At 75.7% G+C, this 2,367-nt stretch carries 2 protein-coding genes; both read right to left on the minus strand.

Translation table 11 applies throughout. The features are described 5' to 3' along the window. Positions 1–22: 22 nt before the first annotated feature. Entirely contained in the window at positions 23–1,504 is a 1,482-nt protein-coding gene (gene cobJ / locus AC13HU_RS35795; RefSeq protein WP_483046168.1) for a precorrin-3B C(17)-methyltransferase, read from the minus strand. A 122-nt stretch (positions 1,505–1,626) separates the two neighbouring features. Continuing rightward, a complete protein-coding gene (locus AC13HU_RS35800; protein WP_483046169.1) occupies positions 1,627–2,289 on the minus strand; it encodes a precorrin-8X methylmutase in 663 nt (220 codons plus the stop codon). Positions 2,290–2,367: the final 78 nt, after the last annotated feature.

The raw sequence follows: 2,367 nt of genomic DNA on the forward strand, positions 1-2,367 counted from the left end.
CGGCGGCGGGGGGCGGGTGCGGTCAGTTCCCGGGGTAGTTGCGCGGCGTCCAGACCACCTGCTCGCCGTCGCCGCGCGTCACGGTCCTGGTCTGGGAGGAGCCGACGATGAGCAGGGTGCGCATGTCGACCTCGGCGGGTTCCAGATCGGCGAGGCGGACGATCCGGACCCGCTCGCCCGGGCCGCCGACGTCGCGGGCGACCACCACGGGGGTGTCGGGAGAGCGCTGCTCCAGCAGGAGTTCGCGGGCCTTGGCCACCTGCCAGGTGCGGCTCTTCGACCCCGGGTTGTACAGCGCGAGCACCAGGTCGGCGGAAGCGGCCGCGCGCAGCCGCTCGGCGATGACCTCCCACGGCTTGAGCCGGTCGGACAGGGAGACCGCCGCGTAGTCGTGGCCGAGCGGGGCACCGACCCGCGCGGCGGCGGCGTTGGCCGCGGTCACGCCGGGCAGCACCCGTATCGGCACGTCCCGGTACGGCGGTTGCGACGCGGCCTCCACCACGGCGGTGGCCATCGCGAACACCCCCGGGTCGCCGCCGGACACCACGGCCACCCGCCGCCCTCTACGGGCGAGTTCCAGCGCGAACTGGGCGCGCTCGGCCTCCACCCGGTTGTCGCTGCCGTGCCGCAGCTGACCGGCCCTGACCGGCACCCGGTCCAGGTACGTGGTGTAGCCGACCAGGTCGTCCGCCGCGGCCAGCGCGCCGCGCGTCTCGGGGGTCAGCCACAGCGGCCCGGCCGGACCGGTGCCGACGACCACGACGTGCCCGAACCCGTCGCGGTCCCGCCCGGCGCCGTCGCCCGGCTGCTCGGCCCGCTCCTGCCGGGGCACCGCCGCGCCGCCCCGGCTCGGCAGCACCGCCATCGCGAAGTACGGCACCGACTCCGGGTCCACCTCGGCCAGTTCCGCGGTCCGCTCGCCCGCCATGGTGGCCCGCTCGACGTACCGGGCCTCCGCCAGCCGCCCCGAGCGCTCCAGCGCCCGCCGCACCACCGGGAACGTACGGCCCAGCTTCAGCACCACCGCGGTGTCCGCCGCCGCCAGCCGTGCGGCCAACTCCTCCTCCGGCAGCGTGCCGGGCAGCACCGTCAGCGACTCCTCGCCCTCCACCAGCGGCGCCCCCAGCCGCGCTGCCGCGCCCACCATCGAGGTCACTCCGGGCACGACCTCCGTCGGGTACCGCTCGGCCAGCCGCTTGTGCATGTGCATGTACGACCCGTAGAAGAGCGGGTCGCCCTCCGCCAGCACCGCGACGCTGCGGCCCGCGTTCAGGTGCGCCGCCAGCCGTGCCGCCGCCTGCTCGTAGAACTCCTCCATCGCGCCCTGGTAGCCGCCGGGATGGTCGGTGGTCTCCGTCGTGACCGGGTAGACCAGCTTCTCCTCGATCTGCCCGTCGCGGAGGTACGCCGCCGCGATCCCCCGGGCGATCGACCGGCCGTGCCGAGCGCTGTGGTACGCCACGACGTCGGCCGCCGCGATCACCTCCACGGCCCGCACCGTCATCAACTTCGGGTCGCCGGGCCCGAGACCGACGCCGTAGAGCCGCCCCACTCCGGAGTCACCGGAGCCGGCAGCGTGCGGGTCCTCGGGGGTGGTCGCGTCGTGCTCCGCGGAAGGGCGGCTGCTCATTCTTCCTCGCTCGCAATCGCGTTGAGTGCGGCTGCCGCGATGGCGCTGCCGCCGCGCCTGCCGTGGACGACCAGGTGGTCGAGGGCCGACGGGTGGGTGGTCAGGGCGTGCTTCGACTCGGCGGCGCCGATGAAACCGACCGGGACGCCGATGACGGCGGCCGGGCGCGGGGCGCCCTCGGCGACGAGTTCGAGCAGCCGGAACAGCGCGGTGGGCGCGTTGCCGATGGCGACGACGGCGCCGTCGAGCCGGTCGCGCCACAGTTCCAGGGCTGCCGCGGTGCGGGTGGTGCCGAGTTCGGCGGCGAGCGCGGGCACCGACGGGTCGCCGAGCGTGCAGATCACCTCGTTGTCCGCGGGCAGCCGCTTGCGGGTCACCCCGCTGGCGACCATCGCCGCGTCGCACAGCACGGGCGCCCCGGCCCGCAGCGCCGCCCGGGCCCGCGTCACCACGTCCGGCGTGTACGCGAGGTCGGCCACCAGGTCGACCATCCCGCAGGCGTGGATCATCCGCACCGCGACCTGGCCGACGTCCGCGGGCAGCCCGCCGAGGTCCGCCTCGGCGCGGATCGTGGCGAAGGAGCGGCGGTAGATGGCCGCGCCGTCCTTCTCGTACTCGTACGCGTACGCATTCGCGGAGCCCGGGGGGACCGGGGGCACCGGGGGCACGGTGGTCTCGCACTTTCGATCGGCGCGCCGCGGCGCGCGGCCGCCACGATGGCGGCGAGGTCGGAGGGT

This window comes from Streptomyces sp. NH27 (assembly GCF_056859195.1).